This window comes from Bacillus sp. FJAT-27231 (assembly GCF_001183975.1).
GTDB classification, from domain to species: Bacteria; Bacillota; Bacilli; order Bacillales; family Domibacillaceae; genus Pseudobacillus; species Pseudobacillus wudalianchiensis.
This window is the reverse complement of sequence record NZ_LFZU01000001.1, coordinates 155,533-176,126: the sequence shown is the minus strand read 5'-3', so window position 1 is coordinate 176,126 and position 20,594 is coordinate 155,533. Positions and strand designations below refer to the sequence as shown.

Here is a 20,594-nt window from a genome sequence, read left to right as displayed (position 1 = left end):
AGTATTCAATTATTTATTATACAAGAGTACAGATAAGAATTGTCAGAATATTGTATGTTTTTTAACTTACTGCCCCTGCCAATTAGCCGGGCGTTTTTCAAGGAACGAGTTCAATCCTTCTTTCGCATCCTCTGAACGGAACAACAGGTTTTGCAACTCTCCTTCATAGCGGATCGCTGCGTTGAGCGGCATTTCTTTTCCATTCATAATGGACAGCTTAATGTTCGATACAGCATATGTCGCACTGTTAACGATTTTTCTAGCATACTCTAATGTTTTCTCTCTCGTCTCTGCCTGAGGGAACACTTTGTTCACAAGGCCGATATCCAGTGCTTCTTTTGGCGACAAGGTTTCGCCGGTAATGTTCATATCAAGCGCGCGGGAGAAGCCGACGAGACGGGCTAAACGCTGTGTGCCTCCTGTTCCAGCCAGCACGCCGAGTGACACTTCTGGAAGTCCAATCTGGCCAGCCTCATCTCCCATAAAGCGCAGGTCGCAGCCAAGCGCCATTTCCAGGCCGCCTCCAACCGTATGGCCTTCCAGGCAGGCAATATAAATTTGCGGGGAGCGTGCCATTTTATCTAATGTTTCGTTACAGAACAGGCAGAATTGCGTTTTGAATTTCGGGTCAGCGGATTTTAGGAAGTTGATATCAGCACCAGCGGAGAAGAATTTCGGCATGTCACTCATTAAAATAGCCACTTTAATGTCTTTATCGAAACGGATTTCATCGATCGCTGCATTTAAATCCTGGTAGAATTCGAGGCTGTAAGAGTTGGATTTGTTGACGTGCAAATGAATTTCAGCGATTCCTTCCTTTTTTACAATCGTCAGGTTTTGTTTTTTCGTTTCTACTGCTTGTGTCATGTGTATTCCTCCTACTGTTTATGATTTATTTTGGCCAATGGCTGGATAACTGTTTATATAAGCAATAAGCATTCCATACTTATTTGGTGCTAACAAGGGTTTGAACATTTAATTGATCGATTTGCGACTTGAAGGCTTGTTGAAGGGAAAGATTTTCAGCTATATATCCGGCTTCTGCTAGTTCTATTTGCTGCTCGACATGGTTTAACCATGCTTCTGCTTGAGAAACGGCTTCACTTAGAGCCTCTTTAAATTTGCTCGGGATGGCTCCTTTATCGTTTAACAGCTGCCTTGCCCAGTTTTCGGAGTAAATGAGGTGCTCGTTTTGTTCATTGATTAATTTCTGGATGCGCGAAGCAGCTTTTGATTGCCCGGAATCGAGAACGGCTCTTAAGATAAGATCGATGGCTACATTCGCTGCATAAAGAGAGGCAATGAGTGCAATCCAATTATTCACATTAACGATAGCTGGAAAAGCTTTTCCGGTTTGACTTTCAATATCCGGCTTTTTTTTCAGCTCTTTCAGATCAAAGCTCCAATTGTACAGAAGTCTGGCATGACCCAACTCTCCTTGAGCCATTGCAATAGCAGCCAGTGTGGCTTCTAAATTGGGACCGCTTACACCAACTTCAACGAGTCGGTCTCCCATCACATATTTGTTATCTGCGATGGTTTCAATTAATTCAATAAATGATTGTAAACCCGCTGTTTGTTCTGCCATGTTCATTATGCTCCTTTCCCGGCAAACAGCCCTTTAGGCTTTTTCACCCAATTTAACTGGTTCCGTTCAACCACACACATCTCTACCCAATCTTCTTCATCATACGTATAAGCAGCATATACTTTCGCCAGCTCCGCCGTTTCCGCATCAATTGTACCAATATGGACGAGATTGTCTCCGCGCTTAATGCGGGTGAATACATCGAATGTCGTTCTTTTTTCAAGCTGTTCTATCATCGTGAGCTAACCCCCCAGCTTTTCATTCTTTTACGCGCCTCTGGGCTTAGTCTGGCGACCGTCCAAGGCGGATCCCAGACAACCTCGATGTTGACTTGTCGTACCTCTGTTTCTTCCATGAGCCTTTTTTCGATATCCCCCTGAATCCATTCTGTACAGGCGCAGCCTACAGCTGTAAATGTCATCGTAATATCAATTACACCGTCTTCTTCTTGAATGTCATATATGAGCCCCATGTCTACTACGCTGATTGGAAACTCAGGGTCCATCACTTCCTTCAAGGCTTCCCAGTATTTTTGTGTATTGGTTGAAACTGCTGTCATGATACCGCCTCATTTCTCAATTTCTCGAGTTCTTTTGCTCCCTGCTGAATTCTTTCAACAAACTGCTGATTTTGAGGTCCGCGTGCTTTAAAACGTTTAATGACATTGTCCCAAGTGTCCGGCTGGTCAAATAACCACTTTTTATTTTCTACATCAAACTTACAAGGGAATGGGACATCTAACACAAATTTTTCTGTTTCTTCATCATAATGCGCCGGCACCTTTACACCGATTGATTCACAAAATGGAACAGCGGTCGAAAGCCATGTTTGGCGGAGTTCGTCATTTGTTTTGCCCTTTAATTTATATTCAATTTGCTGTGAACGGCTCTTCAAGTTATCTGCTACACCGAAAAACTCTAACGCCATAATGAACATCCAGTCGACTGCTTCTTGAACTTTTTCTCTCAACTCAGGATCTTTCATCGCTGACCTCATAATAATTTCGCCATTTCTTAAGTGGAATAACTCCTCTTTATCAACCTTTACGAGCGCCCGTCTCCAAGGGCCGTAGGAAGTGTGTTGCCCAGCATCTCCCAACAGTGTGTAGCCTGCCCGGTCAAACAATGCATTGAATACTCCGAGCTCAATCCAGTTTGATAATTGAAAATCGAAAGCGTAAGGGTTTTTCCAACGGTTTGGTTCACGGTTGTATAGAAGTCCGTCCGTGTCCTCCCCTAAATCTTTCAGCAGGCGGTATGCAATGTGAGCATGACCAATTTCGTCCTGCATAATGGCTAAAGCTGTAATCTTATTGTTTAACGTTGGTGCCTGATCATAAACCGTCAACAATGGCGGCACGCTCAAAAGCTCAGTATCTCCTACAATGGTTAAAGTTTGTTTAAGCGCTTTCAAATACTCCTCATTCATATCGTCTATCCCTTCAACCATGAAGCCTTCTTGAACCTTTTCTTTTAGAACTTCTGCTTGATCCATATTTTCCACCTCATTTACACCAAAGTTTTTATATTACGTTTTTTAAACTATCGTTTGTTATTTATAATATAATTCACACTTATTTTTTTGTCAATAAAAAACTAATAAAATATTCTGAATAATTTAAAAGGTTATTTGTATGAAAAATACCTTTTAAACTCCTATAGAACAGCTTTCTTCTTATAGCTTCGTTTTGTGGAAACAGATAAAGAGATAATCTTCTAATGTCTAGAACCCTAAAATTCGACACCTTTTTCAAACTGACGAAAAAAATACATAACAAAAACACATAGCATTTTCTGCTATGTGCCGATAGGTGAAGGGGCCATATATTGGACTGCTGTCCTTCCATTTACTTTAGTTAATTCTCCAGTTGAAACGAGAAACTCTAAGTGGGCTAGTGTCTCCGCCATCGCAAATCTCCATTGGTGCGCATTGAGTTTTTTGTGGCTGAACACCTTCTGCGCTACTTCATAAGCTGTACAGCCGTCTTTAGCTAGCGCAGACATCTCCTTTAACCGGCTGTGATGGTGATCTATAATCTCTTGCACCCGCTGGGAAAGGTGATCGATCATATGACCGTGAGCTGGGAGTGTTTTGTTTACATCTAAAAAACGAATCTTTTGAAGCGAATCAAAATAATCCTGCAGCGGATTCACGCTTGCGCCCGGCCATAAGCTAATATTAGGTGTAATTTTATCCAACACATGGTCAGCAGCCAAAAGCAGCCTTTTCTCCGGCTGATAAAAGCAAACTAAGCCGTCGCTGTGGCCTGGCGTAGAAATAACTTCCCACAAATAGCCGCCCAGCGTTACTTTTGCTTCCTGCAAAACAGTCAGCTTCGGTAAAGGCAGGACGTGACGATGGAGCTGGTTCATCTGCTTCTTAATTTGCTCAGATAAATCAGCCGGCATGCCATGTCGCTGACACATCTCCATAATCTCTTCTGCTTGTACGCTCTCCCTTGACCACACCCGATGAGCCATTTGAAAATCCTTTTGACTAATGTAAACATCGGCTTCTGTCTGCTCTTGCAGCCAGCCGGCAAGCCCAAAGTGATCCGGATGAAAATGGGTTAAATAAATTTTTTGAATAAGAGCAGGTTTTACTCCAATCTCTGCAAAAGCAGCCGTCCAAGCCTCTCTCGCCTCAGAATAATTAAGACCCGTATCCACGACTGTCCAACCATTTTCCTCTTTAAACAGATAACAAAACACATACTTCATCGGAAAAGGAACAGGAATGGGAATCCGGTAAATCGTCTCTTCTATTCGTTGAATATCCAATCAAACGCCTCCCCTCAAAGCAATGATATCTATTCCGCTGCCTTTATGAGTTTTTCCATACAGGCTCTCTTTTTTCTACAAATGAATGCAATCCTTCCTGCGCGTCCTCTGAAGGCAGAAGATCTCTGAAGTAAATTTGTTCCACTTTGCCAATAGACGCCGAAAAGCTGGACGCCATCGCTTCTCTGACAGCCTTTCTCGTCAAGGACAGAGCGAGGGCACTTTTGCTTCTTAAATTATTTAACAGCTGTTCAACAGCCGCTTCCGATTCCTCGTGTGAAACAATGCGATTAACTAGTCCCCATTCGCATGCTTTTTGGGCGTCAATTGTTTCTCCTGTAAGCAACAGCTCCATCGTTCTATTGAAGCCGGTCAGCCAAGGGAATACCGCGACGGAAACTGGCGGAAACAGCCCTAAGTTAATTTCCGGCTGGCCAAATTTAGCTCGCTCAGTCGCGTAGACGATATCGCAGAAAACAGCTAGTTCACAGCCTCCACCAAGAGCGGCGCCCTCCACAACAGCAACGGTTGGACAAGGAATTTCCACGAGCAGGTGGAACATTTTATGAAACGCATGAAGCATTGGCTCTGCTTTATCGCCCATGTGGTCTTCGACAGCAGCCCCTGCAGAAAAAGCCTTTCCTTCTGCCTGAATCACCAAGGCATGCAAATCCTCTCTTTTTCTAATGCTCATAAGGGCTTCTGAAATTTCATTCATCATTTCAATATTTAATATATTAACTGGCGGCCGGTTTAAAGTGAGAAAAGCGACTTTTTCTTCTATCTTAAACTTTATAAATTTAAAGTGATTCATCCTATTTTTCTCCCCTCTCTTTAAATAGTGACTCTGTTCTTCCACCTGCTTAATAGCTTTTTACATCATATTTATAAAGGGATTAATAGCCCGGTTTCGGTCTGATACAACTTCACCGTCTGAAGCCTGCTCGAATACAGATTCAAAATACCTGATCGCAGGAATAGACAACAGCTGGTGAATATTGTAAAACAGCTCGCGTGCTCTCGCCCCGCTCCAATTTTCCGGCAAAAGATCAACAGGAAAATTAGGGTCCAGGAACAAAAATTTTCGATATTCATGAACGAGTTCTGTTCGTTCAATAAAGCATTCTTCATCCGTCAATTCATTATTCCATGCCCGGTCCTTTAATATTTCATATTTCCTGCGGTACTCTTCAATAAATTCTTCATAGGCGGCACCGATCTCTTCTAAATTCCAGCCTCTGCGCACAATTTCTTCGTTATCATGCGACACAATTGAACTCGAGGTGAAGAGGATAACATAGTCCTCTAACCCATGTTCCCTAATGAGCTCCATTACCTGCTTCTCCAACGGATTAGGAGTCGCCCACGTGCTGGGAGAGATCATACCGAACCCCGTCCAGCTTAAATCTTTGCGAATTTGATTTCTTAATTCTCTTTTTTCCTCAGGAACAGAATAGGTCAATATGCGCCAATAGCCGTCCCATTTTACGCTTCTTACGGAATACACTCGAGAAACGCCGTCCAGCATGCTTCTCTTTCCTTTATTCGTTAAAGAATAATAGCTTTTATTGCCAATCTTTCTAGCATTGAAATATCCTTGCTGAACCATGCGCAAGGTAGCCCCTCTGCTGGAAGACTCAGATATACCGAAGTGGGACATGAGCTTAATTAAACTGCCAATCCAAATCTCTCCCCCGTAGTGCTGTATATATTCTCCGTATAAGGTAAACATCAGTGATCTTGGTTTCATTTTTTACCATCCCATTTCCCATTTTCTTTATTTGACTACAATTATCACTGATGAGAACCAAAATATACAACTTTTTCTTTGCTGGCCATCCAAGAAGAGGCGTCAGTAAAAAACAATATCGACCGTTCAAGGCCGATATTGTGTAAAGATGAAGCTGTGTTATTCCTTATTGTCCCTGCCAATTAGCCGGACGTTTTTCAAGGAACGAGTTCAATCCTTCTTTCGCATCCTCTGAACGGAACAACAGGTTTTGCAACTCTCCTTCATAGCGGATCGCTGCGTTGAGCGGCATTTCTTTTCCATTCATAATGGACAGCTTAATGTTCGATACAGCATATGTCGCACTGTTAACGATTTTTCTAGCATACTCTAATGTTTTCTCTCTCGTCTCTGTCTGAGGGAACACTTTGTTCACAAGACCGATATCCAGTGCTTCTTTTGGCGACAAGGTTTCGCCGGTAATGTTCATATCAAGCGCGCGGGAGAAGCCGACGAGACGGGCTAAACGCTGTGTGCCTCCTGTTCCAGCCAGCACGCCGAGTGACACTTCTGGAAGTCCAATCTGGCCAGCCTCATCTCCCATAAAGCGCAAGTCACAACCAAGCGCCATTTCCAGACCGCCTCCGACTGTATGGCCTTCTAGGCAGGCAATATAAATTTGCGGGGAGCGTGCCATTTTATCTAATGTTTCGTTACAGAACAGGCAGAATTGCGTTTTGAATTTCGGGTCAGCGGATTTTAGGAAGTTGATATCAGCACCAGCGGAGAAGAATTTCGGCATGTCACTCATTAAAATAGCCACTTTAATGTCTTTATCGAAACGGATTTCATCGATCGCTGCATTTAAATCCTGGTAGAATTCGAGGCTGTAAGAGTTGGATTTGTTGACGTGCAAATGAATTTCAGCGATTCCTTCCTTTTTTACAATCGTCAGGTTTTGTTTTTTCGTTTCTACTGCTTGTGTCATGCTTATCCCTCCTGATTTTTATGTTTTATTATCTGTCGTTTACAATACATAATATACTTAATTTTCAAATAACTTTCAATAGTTTTTTTCATTTTTTTAACGATAATTATAAAAACGTATAAATAATGATTCTTTTATACTATCATTTTTCTCTATTATGTGCTCCATCCTGCCATCTAATAAACTCAAAAACACTTTGACAGTTATTACAGTAAAATTGAGAAACGAGTTGAGCTGTACCAAATTGAGACAGCTTGTTCACATCTTCTGAATCACAAAATGAACAATGAGCGATTGCTTTTTGATTTTCCAATCCCAACACCTCTTTTATGTTTTATTTACTATCGGTTATTTTTCATAATGATATTACACCTCCTTTTAGATTGTCAATAAATAAAAAGAGAGCAAAACTGTTCCTACAGCTTCGCTCTCCTAAAAATTTATATACATTTTAGCGCTTCTGAAATAGGCTCCTCTCCTGAAACAAGATCAAAAGAACGATTAAACGTATGGCCTTCGTTAAGTGAAGCGACTACCGTTTCTGCTACATCCTCCCTCGGGATAGAGGAACGATCTAAGTTCTCTGCGGCGGTTACTTTCCCCGTTCCTTTTTCATTCAGCAGCCCGCCCGGACGGATAATTGTATACGTCAGTCCGCTTGATTCCAATACTTTGTCTGCATAATGCTTGGCTACATAATAAGGCTTAATTGCTTCATTCCAATGTTCCCGGCGATGAGCCTGAAGCGCGCTGACCATAATAAACCGGCTAACCCCTGCCTTTTGAGCAGCTTCTATCGTTTTTACTGCTCCATCGAGGTCGATCAGAAGTGTTTTATCCCATCCGGTTTGCCCACCGGAACCCGCAGTGAAGATAACAGCTTCGCATCCCTTTGCTGCTTCTGTGATCTCTTCGACACTGCCTTCAAGATCGGCCACCGCCGCTTCCACTCCAGACCTTTCAAAAGATTCAGCCTGTTCCTGCCTTCTTACCAAAGCTCGTGCAGTATGTTCTTCACTCTCCTGAAGAAGCTCGACAACCTGTCTGCCAATTTGGCCATTCGCGCCCACAACTAATACTTTCATTCGCTCACTCCTTTCCCTTTTATCGATATTGTTTCAAATTTCAGGAAACAGTTCAAACTTTAGCGCTTAGTTATGCCGATTTTCTCTCTTACTGACCAGAAATGGAGGAATACTGACCACTAATCTAAAAATACGAGCCGCTCCATGAAGAAGCGGCTCGTACATTAAGAGACAAGCTTTAAACCAACAGCTGCTCCGAGTACCATTACAATGAAAACAACTCGTCTCCAGTCTTTTGACTCTCCGTATAGCAGCATACCTAAAATGGCGCCACCGGAAGCACCAATTCCTGTCCAAATGGCATAAGCTGTTCCCATTGGCAATGCTTTCATGGCGAGAGCAAGAAAGAGAAAACTACCACCGAAGCCAGCCAGCATCAGAACGAAGGATTGCCAATTTTTATTTTTATACAGGCTGTTGATCATGGCGACACCGATCATTTCAAAAATACCGGCAAGTATAAGATATACCCAGCTCATGACGACTCCTCCCCTTCCTTCTCATCTGTAACGAGCTTCAATCCAACGACTCCAACGAGCAGCACGACAATCAACAACAGTTTGGCGATTTTCACCGGCTCGCCGAAAAAGATGATTTCTGATAAAACGGTTCCTGCTGTTCCCAGACCAACAAAAACCGCATATACCGTACCAACTGGCAGTTTATTGCCCGCTGCAATTAATAAATAAAAGCTGACGATAATAGCTACCACTGTACCTGCCCACTCCCAAGGGTTATCGGCATGCTTTAAGCCGACTACCCAAAGAACTTCGAAACAGGCTGCGACGAATATCTTGATCCATTCTTTATTCATCTATTTCCCCTCCTTTAAAAAAACAGAAAAGCCCGAAAGATTCCACGATCATATTGTGGTAATCTCCCGGGCTTTTATCCCTCCGTGTCACAGCATTTATCTGTGTGCCTTCTCTCGGACCAGGCCGGATTTGATTTACCCGCGGAACCCTAGAAAGCATGAATTATTTAAATTGATATGCCCTTACTTTAGCAACAAATGGCGCCATGGTCAATGATTTATGTCGGCTCCGGCATCCCTTTCCAATCTCTTTTCTCATCATCTTCAATGATGCCAAGTGTCACATCGGCTACTTCCGGTTCCCGAAGCAGCCGGTCCATCACCCGAAATTTAATATCATCTGCTTGAGCAAGCGAGAGGCCTTTTTTTAATTCAACAATACCATCAATGTGGTAAACCCGTCCCTCCTGAATAATTCTCATCTTGTAAATGTCTACTACATCAGGATCAGCCAGTAATACATCTGCCATTTTATTTTCTACATCGCTCGGGGCAGCAACACCGATTAATCCTACCATGTTGTCATAGCCAACGCGGAAAGCGACAAAAATCATCAGCAAACCGATTAGGATCGTAATGACACCATCGGCAGCAAGCACACCAAAGAACTGGGCGAGGATGATCCCGATTAAAGCAAGGGCGGCTCCTGATGTGGCTACCAAATCCTCGTAAAATACTAACCGCGTAGCGGGAGAAGCCTTGTTTACATTTTTAAAAGCAGTAGCCATGATATTGCCTTTTTCCTTTACGCCGGCTTCTTCAGCAATCTCTTTCATCGCTTTAAATAAAATAAATCCATCGACTGCAATAGCCGCTGCCAGTACAAAGAAGTTCAATAGAAAATCGCTCGATTCGGCTGGATGCTTTAAAAGCTTCCATCCTTTCATGATCGTTTCATAAGCCATAATGGTTACAACGATCACAGCTATCATGCAAAAAATATTGATCAGCCTGCCAAATCCGGTCGGAAATCTTTTTGACGGCTTCATTTCTGCCAAAGCGCTGCCAAAGTAAACAAACCCCTGATTAACAGCATCCGCCAGCGAGTGCATGGCAGACGCAAACATCGTACCGCTGCCACTAAATGCAGCTGCTATCCCCTTCAAAATCGCCAATACTGTGTTGCCAATGGCCGCAATGCCTGATGATGTATTCCCTTTTTTTAATAATTGAATAAAGCCCATATTCCGCCTCCCTGTTTTTTTATTGTTTTACCCTGAAACACCTATTATTTATCCACTAAATTATAAAATGCATATTTGCGGCAATCTGACAGTCCTTTTTCTGCCATGATCGATTAGTAAAATAAATTAGGAAGTGGCTTAGAACCATGGCTTTGCTATACTTAGTTGTTAATTTTCGCTCCAGGCGGACGCTTTCCGCTACAATCAACATATTAAAAAACAATATTTACCTTTTATAGAGCCAAAACAATAAAAACTCGGAAGATTGAACACATAATCGTGTGAACCTTCCGAGCTTTTGTTCTGTCATTTACCTGTTTTTAAAAAATCATTACACTTTAAAACGGCTAACTACTTCTTTTAATTCTCCTGCAATGTTGTTCATCTTCTCTGTCGATACTGCGACTCGTCCCATTTCCCTTTTTTGTTCGGCAGCGGAAGCGCTGACTTGTTCAGCAGAGGCGGCCGTTTCTTCTGAAATAGCCGATACACTTTGAATCGATTCCATCGCTTGTTCTTTATACTCCATCATCTCGTCTAACTTTGCGGATAGCTCGGCAATCGATTCACCCAATTGTTTGGCTAGTTGGGCATTTTCCTTAAACGCCGATTCTGTGCTGACAACGGACTGGTTCTTCACTTCGACTAACTCAATATTTTTTGTAATGATCGCAACCGTTTGTTTTGATTCTTCTAATATTTCCTGAACCGTTTTTTGAATAACATCTGTTTCCTGGCGTGATTGCTCTGCCAGCTTTCTTACTTCCTCCGCCACAACAGCAAAGCCTTTTCCATGTTCTCCTGCGCGGGCTGCTTCAATGCTCGCATTCAGAGCAAGCAGATTCGTCTGTGCCGTAATACCATGAATAGAAGCGATAATCATATCAATGTTCGCGATTTTATTCGACAGCGTCTGGATCTGCTGTTGGACCTTTTCGTTCATCCGATCGGTATCTTCATTGTGTTCACGCAGCAATTGGACCTGGTCCATTCCTTGCTTCGTCGACTGCCCTGCCTTTACTGACAATTGATTCATACTGTTGGATAGAGCAGCCAACGAATCAATTTGCTCTGACAGATCTGCTATTCGTTGATTCACATCTTCTGTGTCCATGGACTGTTGGGAAGCACCTTGGGCAATTTCATCAATAGCAGCTGATACCTCTTCACTCGCAGCTGATACCTCTTCAAATGCTTGATGCACTTGGGAAGCAGAATCATTTAACTGCACAGAGGAACCTTTTACAACATTTATAGCTTCATTTGTTTTATCGAGCATGTCATTGAACGCGGAGGCTACCATCCCAATCTCATCCTGGCGAATGTGTGATGGATCCACTTTTTTCGTCAAATCACCGGATGCGGCTGTTTCAATTGACTTTCTTAAGTAAACTAAAGGCTTTAACTGCCTGTGAATGAATAGGGATGAAGCGATCGCCATTAAAATAATCATTAATACTGCCGCTACGATTGTTAATAGTAAAATGGCTTTAAAAGTCCGTAAAATGCTAGACTTTGGTACAACCGTCTGAACGGACCAAACCTCATCAATTCCTTGAACTGATACAGGAGCAAAGGTATTGAATGCTTTTTCTTTCAGCTGCTTTGAATCGACATATAAAGTAGAGGTTTTCCTCTCTCCTAAATCAGATCTAATCTTCTTCCAATCCAACGCTTCTTCTATGTTTGTCCCAATTAATTTTTCATTAATACTGTTAGCTACTACAAAACCTTGGTCAGTGACGATACTTGCGTAACCGCCATCCGGTTTCATGCTTCTCACTACATCATTCAAGAATTCAATGGAAAAGTCAGCTGTCATGACTCCAATAAATTTATTTTCTTTTGAAAATAAAGGCACAGAAATGGTCGCCATTGGAATGGTCTCGCTTCCAGCCTGATAATCGTATGGTTCTGTTAAAATCGGCCGTCCCTCTTTCTTGGGAATTTGATACCAGTCTCCGTCCCCTTCTGTTTCATATCCATTGATTGCCTCGGTATGAATAGAATCTCCTTCTTTGTACAAGTAAGGGATAAAACGACGCTGCTGATCAATTAGCGTTTTATTCATCGTGCTTTCAATAGGAACTGAATTGCTTTCCAGTATGAGTCCCATGCCAAAAATATTAGGGTTTTCAGCAAGGTTCTTCTCAACCATCTTCAAAGCAGATTGGGCTGTCATCTTTTTTTCATCATTTAAAGCTTCAAACATATGCTTTGCAGTCATTAATGTTTTGCTTGTGTGTTCAAAGCGCTGGCTTAGACCAGCTGCATATAATTTCGCATGTTCATTCGCGTAATTTTCCGAATCCTCTACGCTTTTATTGTATAAAATGGTATTCGTCACAATAGAATACACTACAAAAAGCAATAAGAACAAACCGATAACCAATCCCGACAGTTTCCATGCAATACTTTTTGTTTTTCTCATCTTCCTCATCCTCTTCGCTCCCTTTCCATAAGCTGTCCCATGATTTAATCGGCTAAGTCCAAAAATAGTTAATAGGTCGGAATACTTTTTTACAAAAATAAGCATAAAATTATCATTTAGTTGTTTACCTAGTAAAATTAGTTAAAATATTAACAATATTCCAATAGTTAATTAAGATGTAATGTAATAAGAGACTCCATAGATACCATCCTTTCCTAAAAGGAGAGACAGAGGAAACAGTTATTAAAATGAGGAGTGTTTATCAACTTTATTTTATTGGCAGCTGGATGTGCAGATACTAGGAAGCTGCAAACATCAGCAAGCACAAACCTTACAATTGAACCCTATAGTTTAAATAAAAGAGAAAAAGAACTGATTAGTAAAACTGGGGCAGATCAAATTGAATTTTTTAAATTGAATGGGACACTGAAAAAGGGAGACGATATTCAATATACAGTTGTCTTGTATAGAGATGGGAAGTTCGAACAAAATATGCTCGTATCGTTCGGTGAAATAAAGCACGTATTCCGAGATAAAATCATTTCTTTTGGCACAAGTGATACAGGAACCGGAAAGCATTCAATGAAGCTGCTTGAAGGATCGCCGGACGGACTGGCTACAATAGAATTTGAATACAAGATGTGGACCTGGTCATTCAGCAGTTTAGTTCATGAAAAAATAACTTTAAAGAAAGATAAACACGTCTATCTCACCGGCTGGGCTAGCACAACCAACAACAGCATGATGTCCCTCAATAGCGAGCATGGGGAGCTGCCACAGGGACTGAAAGAAACGGAAATCGCCTTATTGTACAAAGTCGAATGGACCAAGGCACAGAAGAAAGACATCACCGACTAATAAAAATCTCTCATCATTTTCCCTTCTTTTACAAAATGTTTTTAAAACGATGAAATCTTTTTATCACTAGCCGTACTACCTGTTGTGAAAAGGAGGAATTTTGATGAATAACCATGAAATTGATTACAAAATTTATGGAGATGATATGCAGTTTCTCGAAGTCGAACCCCATAGTCCGCCTCCCTGTTTTTTTATTGTTTTACCCTGAAACACCCCTTATTTATCCACTAAATTATAAAATGCATATTTGCGGCAATCTGACAGCCCTTTTTCTGTTACAATTGATCATTTAAATAATCGACAAGCTTTGAATCGAAAAGCGGCTCAAAACAATAAAACTCGGAAGATTGAACACATAATCGTGTGAATTTTCCGAGTTTTTGTTCTGTCATTTACCTGTTTTTAAAAAATCATTACACTTTAAAACGGCTAACTACTTCTTTTAATTCTCCTGCAATGTTATTCATCTTCTCTGTCGATACTGCGACTCGTCCCATTTCCCTTTTTTGTTCGGCAGCGGAAGCGCTGACTTGTTCAGCAGAGGCGGCCGTTTCTTCTGAAATAGCCGATACACTTTGAATCGATTCTATCGCTTGTTCTTTATACTCCATCATCTCGTCTAACTTTGCAGATAGCTCGGCAATCGATTCACCCAATTGTTTAGCTAATTGGGCATTTTCCTTAAACGCCGATTCTGTGCTGACAACGGACTGGTTCTTCACTTCGACTAACTCAATATTTTTTGTAATGATGGCAACCGTTTGTTTTGATTCTTCTAATATTTCCTGAACCGTTTTTTGAATGACATCTGTTTCCTGGCGTGATTGCTCTGCCAGCTTTCTTACTTCCTCCGCCACAACAGCAAAGCCTTTTCCATGTTCTCCGGCGCGGGCCGCTTCAATGCTCGCATTCAGAGCAAGCAGATTCGTCTGTGCCGTAATACCATGGATAGAAGCAATAATCATATCAATGTTCGCGATTTTATTCGACAGCGTCTGGATCTGCTGTTGGACCTTTTCGTTCATCCGATCGGTATCTTCATTGTGTTCACGCAGCAATTGGACCTGGTCCATACCTTGCTTCGTTGACTGCCCTGCCTTTACTGACAATTGATTCATACTGTTGGATAGAGCAGCTAACGAATCAATTTGCTCTGACAGATCTGCTATTCGTTGATTCACATCTTCTGTGTCCATGGACTGTTGGGAAGCACCTTGGGCAATTTCATCAATAGCCGCTGATACCTCTTCACTCGCAGCTGACACCTCTTCGAATGCTTGATGCACCTGACTAGCCGAACTATTTAACTGTAAAGATGATTGTTTTACTGTATTTATTGCTTCATTTGTCTGAGTGAGCATATCGTTAAAAGCCGTGGCCACTAAACCAATTTCATCCGGCCGAATTTCAGATGGGTCAACCTTATTTGTTAAATCCCCCGATGCAGCTGTTTCAATTGACCTTCTTAATGATGTTAACGGCTTTAACTGCTTATGAATAAACCAAGATGAAGCAGTAGCCATCAAGCCGATCATAAGGACAGCAGCCGCAATCGTTAAGAGCAGAACTGCCTTAAATGTTCGGAGGATACTCGATTTTGGAACGACTGTTTGTACAGACCACGTTTCATTGATTCCTTCAATAGATATAGGAGCAAAGGTATTGAATGCTTTTTCTTGCAGCTGTTTTGAGTCTACATAGAGGGTGGAAACTTTTCCATCCTCCAAATGAGACTTAATCGTTTTCCAATCAACTGCATCTTCCATATTCGTTCCAATTAACTTTTCATCGATACTGTTAGCTACTAAAAATCCTTTATCTGAAATAATACTCGCATAACCGCCATCCGGCTTCATATTTTTTACTAAGTCATTTAGAAAATCAATGGAGAAATCCATTGCCATGACCCCAATAAACTTATCCTCCTTAGAAAACAAAGGGATAGAAATAGTTGCCATGGAGATTTTCTGATCTCCAACTTCATATTGATAAGGTTCAGTGAAAACAACTCTTCTTTCATTCTTAGGTATTAAATACCAATCACCGTCTCCTTCCCTTTCAGAAACTTGTATGGCCTCAGTTTGAATAGAGTCTCCCTCTCTATACGAGTAAGGGACAAAACGCCCCTTCTCATCAATTAGTGTTTTATTTACTTCACCCTCAACAGGTACGGTGTTGCTTTCAAGCAAGAGCCCTATCCCAAAGATATTTGGGTTTTCCTTAAGGTTTTTTCTAACCATCTGCAAAGCCGTCTGGGCGGTCATCTTACCACCATTATTCAAAGACTCTAACATATGCTTCGTAGTTAATAAGGTGTTGTTCGTTTGCCCGAAGCGCTGGCTTAGTTCAGCTGCATACAGTTTAGCATGATCGTTTGCATACTTTTCTGAATCTTCCACGCTTTTATTGTATAAGATTGTACTTGTAACAATTGAATACACCAGAAACAACAGTAAAAACAGACCAATAATCAAGCCAGACAGCTTCCATGTAATACTTTTTGTCTTTTTCACCTATCCTACTCCTCTCTTTATAAACTATCTTTTCTCTTTTCTTTAATCGGCGCCATCGCATAATAATTAATAGTTCGAAAAATTTTTTCATGCCTAAAGACCTATTTTCTATCCTTATGACTTATACACAACCTTTCCTGAAACATACTTTTTTGAGATACAATGGAATATAAAAACAACAAAAGCATTTTAAGGGGAGAGCAAATGAGACATTTAGTAAAGCGAGGAATTCTTCTCATCTTCATTTTGTTAGTCACCGGATGTAAAGAACAAGCACCGTCAAGTACAAAACTGACTATTGAGCCTTATCTGTTAACTGACAAAGAAGAGGAACTAATCAGCAAAACGGACGCAGCGAACACCAAGTTTTTCAAACTAAATGGCACCTTGAAGAAAGGGGACGATATTCAGTATGCCATCGCGCTATACGAAAAAGGGAAATTCAAACAAAATCTCCTTTTGTCGTTTGGGGAATTGGAGAGCAGATTTCAAGATGAGATCATTTCTTTTGGCACGAGCGACATAGGCACAGACAACCCGTCCCTTAAACTACTTGAGGGAGTGCCAAACGGGTTAAATACAACCGAATTTGAACACAGCATGACAAGCTGGTCGTTCAGCAATTTCATTGGTGACAAAATAACTTTAGAGAAAAACAAACCAATCTATTTAGCTGGCTGGTCCGGCACAACCAAAGATAGTATGCGATCCCTAAGCAGCGAAAACGGTGAGCTTCCAGAAGGGATCAAGGAAACAGAAATTGCCTTGCTGTATAAGATTAAATGGACAGACGCCCGAGAGCCTGAAAGTACAGAAGACTCCGCTGAGTAAAAAAGATCATTATTTTCCCTTCTTTTACAAAATATTTTTAAAACGACGAAACCTTTTTTATTACTAGCCGTACTACCTGTTGTGAAAAGGAGGAATTTTGATGAATAACCATGAAATTGATTACAAAATTTATGGAGATGATATGCAGTTTGTCGAAGTCGAGTTGGATCCGCAAGAAACTGTCATCGCGGAGGCTGGCAGCTTAATGATGATGGAAGACGGCATCGAAATGGAAACCGTCTTCGGCGATGGCTCATCGAATCAAGGCAGCGGATTAATGGGGAAGCTGCTTGGTGCAGGTAAACGTGTGTTAACTGGAGAAAGCTTATTTATGACGATGTTTACGAATGAAGGACAAGGAAAAAAGCACGTTTCCTTTGCCTCTCCTTATCCAGGTAAGATTATTCCGATGGACTTAAGTTCCCTAAATGGAAAAGTTATTTGTCAAAAAGACGCTTTTCTCGCAGCTGCAAAAGGGGTATCTGTCGGCATCGAGCTGCAACGCAAATTAGGTGTCGGCTTTTTTGGCGGCGAAGGATTTATTATGCAAAAGCTCGAAGGAGACGGTATGGCATTTGTTCATGCTGGCGGCACAATTCACCAAAAAACATTAGCTCCGGGCGAAGTGCTGCGAATTGATACGGGCTGTCTCGTTGCGATGACAAGTGATGTTCACTACAGTATCGAAGCAGTAAAAGGGGTTAAAACAGCCCTATTCGGCGGTGAAGGATTATTCTTTGCGACGCTCCGCGGTCCAGGAACAGTTTGGATTCAATCTCTTCCATTTAGCCGTCTCGCGAGCCGCGTCTTTGCAGCAATGCCACAGAACGGTGGTGCCAAAGGAGAAAGCGGCATCGGTGGGCTATTTAACATGTTCAGCGATAATGATTAATTGTTTTTAAAAAAAGAGGTATCCGAAAAATAAAGATTTCCGGATACCTCTTCTTCTTTCTTTTACTGCATTCCACTTTTTATCGCTTGAGCTACTGTCACCGTTCGTTTTGCCTGGTGCTTCACAGCTTCTTCAACGTTTTCTTTCATATTGCCATCCTGATCGACGGAAACAGAGGTGCCGTAAGGGTTTCCTCCCGCAGCAAATACCGCTTCTCCTGTATAGCCAGGCGCTGCGATAATCGCTCCCCAATGATACATGGAAGTATATAGCTGTAAGATTGTCTGCTCTTGGCCGCCGTGTGCATTTTGAGCAGAGGTCATCGCACTCACTACTTTGTTTGCTAACTTTCCTTTAGCCCACGCCCCGCCTGTTGTATCCAAAAATTGTTTTACTTGTCCAGGCACGTTTCCGAAACGAGTCGGTATACTAAAGACGATCGCATCTGCCCATACCAGGTCATCGACCGTTACTTCAGGTACATCTTTCGTTTCTTCATGGTGGGCTTTCCAGGCAGCATTCGATTCAATCGCCTCAGGGGGAGCTATTTCCGGCACCTTTAATAACTTTACCTCAGCACCTGCCGCTTTCGCTCCTTCTTCTGCCCATTTCGCTAATTGATAGTTCGTTCCAGTTGAGCTGTAATAGACAATCGCTGCTTTCACATTTGTCATGCTTTTAATCTCCTTTCTAGTCATTTACTAGTTAAACACTCCACAGTCTTTACTTATTTTCGACCAACTATTCTCAGCATTACCCTGCTGGCAAAAATCTAAAACGACTAAATTTGACTAAAAAGAGCTGACGCAGCAGCTAGCACTAGCCCTTATTTCCTGTTTCTCTTCGACTAAAGCAGTTCCTTCGCTCCATTTTCTATTTCTAATAATGTGTTATTATTTGGAATTAATGAAAGAGTTTGTGAGGTGAAAACTTGAAGAATATCCGAATCATCCTAATGACAATGCTAATTTTTTTAGCGTTGAGCACGCCCGTTTTCGCTGACTCTTATACAATCGATAAAGTACATATTCGCGCATGGATCCAGCCGAACGGCGATTTGCTTCTAAACGAAGTGTTTAAGTACACATTCAAAGGAGACTACCATCGGGTTAGGCGTTCAATACAGACAGATCATCACAAGGGAGTAACCAACTTCTACGCATACGAACTGTTAAATCCAGATGCCGAACCAGGGTTTGTAAAGGAACAAAATTTACGATCACTTAAGGTCACAAAAGAAGACAACAGTTATTACGCTGCCCTTCCCGCTGAAGATGAGGAAAAAACAGTTTTCTTCGTTTACCGTCTAAAGCATGCGGTAAAGTCCTACGAAACCTACAGTGATCTTGTTGTTCCCTTTTTTGGAACTGGCAGCAATCATGATCAAGACCTTCATGACGTAACGATCGACTTTGTTTTTCCTCAGGAGATAGAACCTGGCCATTATGATGCTTTTCTGCATGACCGAGAAATAGGAAACATTCAAAAGGACCGAGTAGTCGTACGCTTTACCACACCGATCTCCCCGATGTACTCTCTTACGGAAACGAGGCTGCTGTTTCCCTCTTCCGTCATGACCGAACAGAAAAAAATAGCGGCTCCCGTTTCGCTTGAAAAAGCAATTGAACAGGAAAAAACTCTAGCGAAACAAATGGCTGGAAATAAACAAAAACGGGAACAGCTGCAGCACGCACTGCCTTACCTGACAATCGTGATGGGGGCCGGGTGCCTTATATTGATGACCCTCTCACTCCTGCGGCGGCTAAAAAGCAGTGGCAGTATGAAGGAATTGCTGCACACTGATCCATTAGTGTTGTACTTCATCCATCGCCTTGGAAAAAAAGATCGTTACGGCTACTTTGCTGCTTTGTATTCACTCGTTGAAAAAGGTGCTGCCAAAGTGAAGCTCGATAAAACAGCAAAACGATTTCAACATGATCCTGACGCTCCCGATTATCAGCTTTTATTCACACTAAAAGACACATCCGTTCCACTTACACCACATGAAAACAAGCTGATCTCCTGGCTTTTTAAAAAATTAGGAAAAAAAAGCAAGAATTCCTTCTCCATGATGAATGCAGCGGGAACAACAAAAAAAGAAAAGGATGAACAGCGGCAGCTGCTCGGCTACCAGGGAAAACAGATGTTGTTTAAACAAGGAGAAAAAGAATGGCTGGATGCCGCCCTTCACCATATGAAAGCAGGAGGACTAATGAGTGACAAACTCATCCGCCTGCTCGTTCCTTTATTGCTGGCTATAGTGTTTTCAGTTGTTCTTTACAGCTACATGTTGGATTCTCTTTCTAAAGGGGCAATGCTTACTTATTCAATCATCGCAGCCATACTATTTTGGCTTGCTTGGCGAAATCCCGCAAAGAGATGGCGAACACTGCTCTTTTTCTTTGTGTCGTTCATTGCGGCTCTCATGCTTTATGATGCTGCTTTAGTCAAACAGATGGCTATTTTGATCCCTGCCGCTGCTTTGCTGTATCTCCTAACACCGCGCATGACCTTATCAAGTGAAGCAGCCATACTTTATGAAGATATTCGGCAGTTCCGCAAGCAAGTGAAAAAACAAGGGCTGCCGCCGTATTTGTCAGAAACAGAGCTGGAGAAATGGGCGGTTCGCTCATTAATTTTAAAAACTCGACAAGCACGCTCTTCATTCGAAGAAATAGCGGCTGCAAAAGCAGACTTATTCTCAGCTGCACCTCTCGCTTTTCTTTTATCTGAAGCTCATGATCCTGTTTCTTATTTAGAAGATACGTGGAAATGGAGCAAAGCAGTCAGCGCTGACAGTTCGTCCGGAGGCGGGTCTTATGACAGCGGCGGTTTTTTCAGCAGTGATAGCGGCGGTGGTGGAGGAGATGGCGGCGGAGGCGGCGGTGCCGATTAAAACAA

The 20,594-nt window shown here is 42.0% G+C and carries 21 protein-coding genes, 2 pseudogenes and 1 riboswitch; of the genes and pseudogenes, 4 read left to right on the top strand and 19 right to left on the bottom strand.

Annotation, left to right across the window (positions count from 1 at the left end):
- Positions 1 to 66 precede the first annotated feature (66 nt).
- The 16 genes and pseudogenes from AC623_RS00895 to AC623_RS22195 form a co-directional block, all read right to left on the bottom strand.
- Positions 67 to 867, bottom strand: a complete 801-nt coding sequence (locus AC623_RS00895) for an enoyl-CoA hydratase/isomerase family protein (RefSeq protein ID WP_049659576.1) — start codon at positions 865 to 867, stop codon at positions 67 to 69.
- Between the two features lie 79 nt (positions 868 to 946).
- Positions 947 to 1,588, bottom strand: a complete 642-nt coding sequence (locus tag AC623_RS00890; protein WP_049659574.1) for a Phenylacetic acid catabolic protein — start codon at positions 1,586 to 1,588, stop codon at positions 947 to 949.
- A 5-nt stretch (positions 1,589 to 1,593) separates the two neighbouring features.
- A complete protein-coding gene (locus tag AC623_RS00885; protein ID WP_049659572.1) occupies positions 1,594 to 1,824 on the bottom strand; it encodes a hypothetical protein in 231 nt (76 codons plus the stop codon).
- On the bottom strand, positions 1,821 to 2,147 hold the full coding sequence (locus AC623_RS00880) for a metal-sulfur cluster assembly factor (protein WP_049659570.1): 327 nt from the start codon (positions 2,145 to 2,147) through the stop codon (positions 1,821 to 1,823). Before AC623_RS00880 ends, AC623_RS00885 begins: the two co-directional genes overlap by 4 nt.
- Positions 2,144 to 3,082, bottom strand: coding sequence for a Phenylacetic acid catabolic protein (locus AC623_RS00875; RefSeq protein WP_049659569.1), 939 nt, complete (start codon positions 3,080 to 3,082; stop codon positions 2,144 to 2,146). Before AC623_RS00875 ends, AC623_RS00880 begins: the two co-directional genes overlap by 4 nt.
- Before the next feature lie 302 nt (positions 3,083 to 3,384).
- Positions 3,385 to 4,368 carry an MBL fold metallo-hydrolase gene (locus AC623_RS00870; protein WP_049659567.1) on the bottom strand — a complete coding sequence of 328 codons (984 nt, stop codon included), beginning with the start codon at positions 4,366 to 4,368 and terminating at the stop codon, positions 3,385 to 3,387.
- 43 nt (positions 4,369 to 4,411) lie between these two features.
- Complete coding sequence (locus AC623_RS00865) at positions 4,412 to 5,182, bottom strand: enoyl-CoA hydratase/isomerase family protein (protein ID WP_049659565.1); 771 nt, start codon at positions 5,180 to 5,182, stop codon at positions 4,412 to 4,414.
- 60 nt (positions 5,183 to 5,242) lie between these two features.
- A complete protein-coding gene (gene paaX / locus AC623_RS00860) occupies positions 5,243 to 6,118 on the bottom strand; it encodes a phenylacetic acid degradation operon negative regulatory protein PaaX (protein WP_049659563.1) in 876 nt (291 codons plus the stop codon).
- A 166-nt stretch (positions 6,119 to 6,284) separates the two neighbouring features.
- Positions 6,285 to 7,085, bottom strand: coding sequence for an enoyl-CoA hydratase/isomerase family protein (locus tag AC623_RS00855; RefSeq protein WP_049659561.1), 801 nt, complete (start codon positions 7,083 to 7,085; stop codon positions 6,285 to 6,287).
- A 142-nt stretch (positions 7,086 to 7,227) separates the two neighbouring features.
- The gene (locus tag AC623_RS21665) at positions 7,228 to 7,398 is read right to left on the bottom strand and encodes a PaaD-like zinc ribbon domain-containing protein (RefSeq protein ID WP_197090932.1); all 171 of its coding nucleotides are present in this window, start codon (positions 7,396 to 7,398) and stop codon (positions 7,228 to 7,230) included.
- A gap of 127 nt (positions 7,399 to 7,525) precedes the next feature.
- The gene (locus AC623_RS00850) at positions 7,526 to 8,170 is read right to left on the bottom strand and encodes an SDR family oxidoreductase (protein WP_049659559.1); all 645 of its coding nucleotides are present in this window, start codon (positions 8,168 to 8,170) and stop codon (positions 7,526 to 7,528) included.
- A gap of 164 nt (positions 8,171 to 8,334) precedes the next feature.
- On the bottom strand, positions 8,335 to 8,649 hold the full coding sequence (locus AC623_RS00845) for a DMT family transporter (protein WP_049659558.1): 315 nt from the start codon (positions 8,647 to 8,649) through the stop codon (positions 8,335 to 8,337).
- The gene (locus tag AC623_RS00840; protein WP_049659556.1) at positions 8,646 to 8,984 is read right to left on the bottom strand and encodes a DMT family transporter; all 339 of its coding nucleotides are present in this window, start codon (positions 8,982 to 8,984) and stop codon (positions 8,646 to 8,648) included. The genes AC623_RS00845 and AC623_RS00840 overlap by 4 nt, the downstream gene beginning before the upstream one ends.
- A gap of 61 nt (positions 8,985 to 9,045) precedes the next feature.
- Positions 9,046 to 9,148, bottom strand: a riboswitch (guanidine-I (ykkC/yxkD leader).
- A 54-nt stretch (positions 9,149 to 9,202) separates the two neighbouring features.
- Positions 9,203 to 10,168 (bottom strand): cation diffusion facilitator family transporter, encoded by a 966-nt coding sequence (locus AC623_RS00835; protein ID WP_049659554.1) that lies wholly within the window; start codon positions 10,166 to 10,168, stop codon positions 9,203 to 9,205.
- A 331-nt stretch (positions 10,169 to 10,499) separates the two neighbouring features.
- A complete protein-coding gene (locus tag AC623_RS22200; RefSeq protein WP_442853549.1) occupies positions 10,500 to 11,447 on the bottom strand; it encodes a methyl-accepting chemotaxis protein in 948 nt (315 codons plus the stop codon).
- A pseudogene (locus AC623_RS22195) lies at positions 11,445 to 12,599 on the bottom strand (PDC sensor domain-containing protein); the annotation flags it as partial. The gene AC623_RS22200 and the pseudogene AC623_RS22195, both read right to left, overlap by 3 nt.
- A 255-nt stretch (positions 12,600 to 12,854) precedes the next feature.
- Here AC623_RS22195 and AC623_RS00825 point away from each other — a divergent pair.
- Positions 12,855 to 13,457 (top strand): hypothetical protein, encoded by a 603-nt coding sequence (locus AC623_RS00825; RefSeq protein ID WP_049659550.1) that lies wholly within the window; start codon positions 12,855 to 12,857, stop codon positions 13,455 to 13,457.
- 413 nt (positions 13,458 to 13,870) lie between these two features.
- Here AC623_RS00825 and AC623_RS22190 read toward each other — a convergent pair whose 3' ends face one another.
- Both AC623_RS22190 and AC623_RS22185 read right to left on the bottom strand, forming a co-directional pair.
- Entirely contained in the window at positions 13,871 to 14,818 is a 948-nt protein-coding gene (locus AC623_RS22190) for a methyl-accepting chemotaxis protein (protein ID WP_442853548.1), read from the bottom strand.
- Positions 14,816 to 15,856 (bottom strand): annotated as a pseudogene (locus tag AC623_RS22185) (PDC sensor domain-containing protein); the annotation flags it as partial. The gene AC623_RS22190 and the pseudogene AC623_RS22185, both read right to left, overlap by 3 nt.
- 318 nt (positions 15,857 to 16,174) lie before the next feature.
- Here AC623_RS22185 and AC623_RS00815 point away from each other — a divergent pair.
- Entirely contained in the window at positions 16,175 to 16,801 is a 627-nt protein-coding gene (locus AC623_RS00815; protein WP_049659547.1) for a hypothetical protein, read from the top strand.
- A gap of 100 nt (positions 16,802 to 16,901) precedes the next feature.
- Positions 16,902 to 17,693 (top strand): TIGR00266 family protein, encoded by a 792-nt coding sequence (locus tag AC623_RS00810; RefSeq protein ID WP_049659546.1) that lies wholly within the window; start codon positions 16,902 to 16,904, stop codon positions 17,691 to 17,693.
- Positions 17,694 to 17,755: 62 nt separating this feature from the next.
- Here AC623_RS00810 and wrbA read toward each other — a convergent pair whose 3' ends face one another.
- Positions 17,756 to 18,367, bottom strand: coding sequence for an NAD(P)H:quinone oxidoreductase (gene wrbA, locus AC623_RS00805; RefSeq protein ID WP_049659544.1), 612 nt, complete (start codon positions 18,365 to 18,367; stop codon positions 17,756 to 17,758).
- 257 nt (positions 18,368 to 18,624) lie between these two features.
- On the opposite strand from wrbA, the gene AC623_RS00800 reads away from it, so the two are divergent.
- Positions 18,625 to 20,589, top strand: coding sequence for a DUF2207 domain-containing protein (locus AC623_RS00800; protein ID WP_156186976.1), 1,965 nt, complete (start codon positions 18,625 to 18,627; stop codon positions 20,587 to 20,589).
- Positions 20,590 to 20,594: the final 5 nt, after the last annotated feature.